This window comes from Verrucosispora sp. SN26_14.1 (genome assembly GCF_004307965.1).
Taxonomy (GTDB): Bacteria; Actinomycetota; Actinomycetes; order Mycobacteriales; family Micromonosporaceae; genus Micromonospora.
In genome coordinates, this window is sequence record NZ_SISL01000495.1 from 1 (window position 1) to 4,198 (window position 4,198).

General features: G+C 72.4%; 4 protein-coding genes. All 4 read left to right on the forward strand.

Features of this window, described 5'->3' with window-relative positions; translation table 11 throughout:
* Window positions 1–179 precede the first annotated feature (179 nt).
* Window positions 180–1,181, forward strand: a complete 1,002-nt coding sequence (meaB, locus tag EYA84_RS27780) for a methylmalonyl Co-A mutase-associated GTPase MeaB (protein ID WP_131056811.1) — start codon at window positions 180–182, stop codon at window positions 1,179–1,181.
* Between the two features lie 88 nt (window positions 1,182–1,269).
* A complete protein-coding gene (locus EYA84_RS27785) occupies window positions 1,270–1,674 on the forward strand; it encodes an Asp23/Gls24 family envelope stress response protein (RefSeq protein ID WP_131056813.1) in 405 nt (134 codons plus the stop codon).
* 102 nt (window positions 1,675–1,776) lie between these two features.
* Window positions 1,777–3,465: a methylmalonyl-CoA mutase gene (locus EYA84_RS27790; protein ID WP_131056815.1), complete on the forward strand. Its 1,689-nt coding sequence runs from the start codon at window positions 1,777–1,779 to the stop codon at window positions 3,463–3,465.
* Between the two features lie 101 nt (window positions 3,466–3,566).
* Window positions 3,567–4,198, forward strand: a 632-nt coding sequence (locus EYA84_RS27795; RefSeq protein ID WP_131056817.1) for a co-chaperone YbbN, incomplete at its 3' end; no start/stop codon positions are given.

Sequence of the window (4,198 nt, forward strand, 5' to 3'; positions counted from 1 at the left end):
CACCGGCGCGGCGGCGCTCTGCGGTGGCGGCGGCCAGGGCGACGCACTGATCATCCACGTCCCCGCCCCCACCGAGACCGACCTGTGAGCACGAGGAACACGCCGGTCCGGCGAGCCCGGCAGTCGGGAACGACGAGTGGCGCGGTGCGCGGGCGGGTCGTGCGGTCGAGGGCGGCTGCATGAGCGAGGCGACGGGGAGCGCGCCGGCCGCGGCCGGTTCGGTGCGGCGCAGTCGGGACGTACCGATGCTGGTCGAGCGGGCCCGCGAGGGTGACCCGCGCGCGGTCGCCCGCCTGATCACCCTGGTCGAGTCGGGTGACGAGACGCTGCCGCGCATCGCGGCGGCGCTCGCACCGCACACCGGCCGGGCCCAGGTGGTCGGGTTGACCGGTTCGCCGGGGGTGGGCAAGTCGACCACCACCAACGAGCTGGTCCGCGCGCTGCGGGCGCGGGGGCACCGGGTCGGCGTGCTGGCGATCGACCCGTCCAGTCCGTTCACCGGTGGGGCGATCCTCGGTGACCGGGTACGGATGCAGGACCACGCCACCGACCCCGGTGTGTACATCCGGTCGATGTCCAGCCGGGGTCACCTGGGCGGGCTGTCGGCGGCCACCCCGCAGGCGGTGCGGGTGCTGGAGGGCGCCGGCTGCGACGTGGTGCTGGTGGAGACCGTCGGGGTCGGGCAGGCCGAGGTGGAGGTGGCCTCGCTCGCCGACACCACGCTGGTGCTGCTCGCGCCGGGCATGGGCGACGCGATCCAGGCGGTGAAGGCCGGCATCCTGGAGATCGCCGACATCTTCGTGGTGAACAAGGCCGACCGGGACGGCGCCGACGCGACGGTCCGGGACATCCAGGGCATGATCGCGCTCGGTGAGCGCGGACCGGGGCAGTGGCGGCCACAGGTGGTGCGGGCGGTCGCCGTGCGGGGCGAGGGCATCGACGACGTCGCCGCCGCCGTCGACAAGCACCGTGACTGGTTGGTCGCGCACGACGAGCTGCGCCGCCGCCGGGAGGCGCGGGCCGCCGCCGAGATCGAGGCGATCGCGCTCGGCGCGCTGCGCGCCCGGATCGGCTCGCTTCGCGACGGTACGCAGTTGCCGGCGCTCGCCGCCGAGGTCGCCGCCGGTGCGGTCGATCCGTACGCCGCTGCGGACACCCTGCTGGCCCAGCTCTCCGGCTGAACGTAGTCCACTGCGGACCGTCTCCGGCGGTTACGCTCGCACCGCCTTCGCAGAGCGCGTGGGGTGGTGTGACGGCTGCTGGAGAGAGATGGACCACGAGATGACGCAGGAGTTGCCGATGACGCCGGACGCGGTGCCGGGCGGTCGTACCGACATCTCGGACGAGGTGGTGGAGAAGATCGCGGTGGCCGCGGCGAAGGCCGTGCCCGGTGTGGTCGAGCTGGGCGGTGACGTGGCGCGGTTCTTCAACGCGGTGCTCGACCGGGTCGGGCTGGACCAGGTGGGTGACGCCCGGCGCGGGTGCTCGGCGCACGTCACCAACGGCGCGGCAGTGGTCAACCTGGTGATCGTGATCGACGCCGGGCACGCGGTGCCCGAGGTGACCTCGGCGGTGCGGGTCGGGGTGACCCAGGCGATCGAGGCGTACGGCCTGGGGGTCGACGAGATCAACATCCGGGTGGACGACGTCGCCATCGGTGGTCCCGCCGTCTGAGGGCGGTTCGACATTACCGACCGGTAGGAGTTTCCTTAGCGATCGTTCAGGTAGGGGCTCTACACTCGACGTGCTGTCGAGGACTCGAGGAGGAGCCCGGGGATGAACGCCGACGAGATCGCCGCCGGACGGGCCCGCTGGCAGGCCCGGTACGACGCCGCGCACAAGCGGGACGCGGACTTCACCACGCTCTCCGGGCTGCCCGTCGAGCCGGTCTACGGGCCCCCGGAGGGTGCCGCGTACCCGGGCTTCGACCGGATCGGCTGGCCGGGCGAGTTCCCGTACACCCGGGGCCTGCACCCGACCGGCTATCGCGGGCGGACCTGGACCATCCGGCAGTTCGCCGGTTTCGGCAACGCCCGGCAGACCAACGAGCGCTACAAGATGATCCTCGGCGCGGGCGGCGGCGGTCTCTCGGTCGCCTTCGACATGCCCACCCTGATGGGCCGCGACTCCGACGACCCGCAGTCGCTCGGCGAGGTGGGCCACTGCGGGGTGGCGGTGGACAGCGCCGTCGACATGGAGGCGCTCTTCGACGGCATCGACCTGGCGGCGGTCACCACGAGCATGACCATCTCCGGTCCGGCGGTGCCGGTCTTCTGCATGTACCTGGTCGCCGCCGAGCGGCAGGGCGCCGACCTGTCGACGCTCGACGGCACCCTGCAGACCGACATCTTCAAGGAGTACATCGCGCAGAAGGAGTGGCTCTTCGACCCCGAGCCGCACCTGCGTCTGATCGGCGACCTGATGGAGTACTGCGCCCGGGAGATCCCGCGCTACAAGCCGCTCTCCGTCTCCGGCTACCACATCCGCGAGGCCGGCTCGACCGCCGCGCAGGAGTTGGCGTACACGCTGGCCGACGGGTTCGGCTACGTCGAGCTGGGGCTCTCGCGCGGGATGGACGTCGACGTCTTCGCCCCGGGGCTGAGCTTCTTCTTCGACTCGCACGTCGACTTCTTCGAGGAGATCGCCAAGTTCCGCGCCGCCCGCCGGATCTGGGCCCGCTGGCTGCGCGACGTCTACGGCGCCACCAGCGAGAAGGCGCTCTGGCTGCGCTTCCACACGCAGACCGCCGGGGTGTCGTTGACCGCCCAGCAGCCCGTCAACAACGTGGTGCGTACCGCCGTCGAGGCGCTCGCCGCGGTGCTCGGCGGCACCAACTCGCTGCACACCAACGCGCTGGACGAGACGCTGGCGCTGCCCACCGACTCCTCCGCCGAGATCGCCCTGAGGACCCAGCAGGTGCTGATGGAGGAGATCGGGGTGACCAACGTCGCCGACCCGCTCGGCGGCTCGTGGTACGTCGAGGCGCTGACCGACCGGATCGAGGCGGAGGCGGAGGAGATCTTCGCCCGGATCCGCGCGCTGGGCGGTGAGGGTCCGCACACCATCGGTCCGATGACCTCCGGAATCCTGCGCGGCATCGAGGACGGCTGGTTCACCGGCCAGATCGCCGAGTCGGCCTTCGTCTACCAGCAGGCGCTGGAGAAGGGCGACAAGAAGATCGTCGGCGTCAACTGCCACACCGGCACGGTCGCCAAGGAACTGGAGATCATGCGCATCTCGCACGAGGTGGAGCTGGAGCAGCGCCGGCTGCTGGCCGCGCGCAGGGCCGGCCGGGACGAGGCCCGGGCCAGGACGGCCGTCGCGGAGATGGTGGCGGTGAGCCGTACCGGGGAGAACATGATCCCGGCGATGCTCGACGCCGTCCGGGCCGAGGCCACGCTCGGCGAGATCTGCGACGCGCTGCGTGCGGAATGGGGCGTTTACCGCGAGCCCGCCCGGTTCTGACACCCGCTCCGGCGGGGGTGTCTGGGCAGGGGCGACAGCGGCAACCGCACGGGCGGTGGCTGCACCTGAGTTCGGCAAATCGCGTGCGAGACTAGGTAACCATGAGCGACCCACGGATCACCTCGTCGATCTTCACCCGCGGCGCGGTCGACCTCAGCGCGTTGCGCCCCGCCGCGCCCAGTCCCACCCCGGCACCGGCCCAGTCCGGCCCGCCCGCCGCCGCGCCCGGCAACCCTGTCGGCGGCGGCGTCACCGTCATCGACGTGACGGAGGCGACCTTCCAGTCCGAGGTGCTGGAGCGCTCGCTGACCACACCCGTGGTGGTGGACTTCTGGGCCGAGTGGTGCGAGCCGTGCAAGCAGCTCTCCCCGGTGCTGGAGCGGTTGGCGGCGGAGGGCGGCGGCGCCTGGGTGCTCGCCAAGGTCGACGTGGACGCCAACCCTCGACTGGCGCAGATGTTCCGGGTGCAGGGCATCCCGATGGTGTACGCGGTGGTCGGCGGGCAGCCGGTCGACGCCTTCTCCGGCGTGGTCCCCGAGGCGCAGCTCCGCCAGTGGATCGGGGCGGTGCTGAAGGCCGGCGGCGTGGCCGTCGCCGAGCCGGAGGACCCGCGTCTGGACGAGGCGGACGACGCCCTGATGACCGGCGACCTGGACGCCGCCGAGCAGGCGTACCGCAAGATCCTGGCGGAGACGCCGGCGGACGCGGCGGCGGCGGCCGGGCTGGCCCAGGT

Excerpts from the sequence above, each read along its gene's own strand:
- EYA84_RS27785 (WP_131056813.1), top strand. The coding sequence starts at position 1,270 with ATGGACCACGAGATGACGCAGGAGTTGCCGATGACGCCGGACGCGGTG.
- EYA84_RS27790 (WP_131056815.1), top strand. The coding sequence starts at position 1,777 with ATGAACGCCGACGAGATCGCCGCCGGACGGGCCCGCTGGCAGGCCCGG.
- meaB (WP_131056811.1), top strand. The coding sequence starts at position 180 with ATGAGCGAGGCGACGGGGAGCGCGCCGGCCGCGGCCGGTTCGGTGCGG.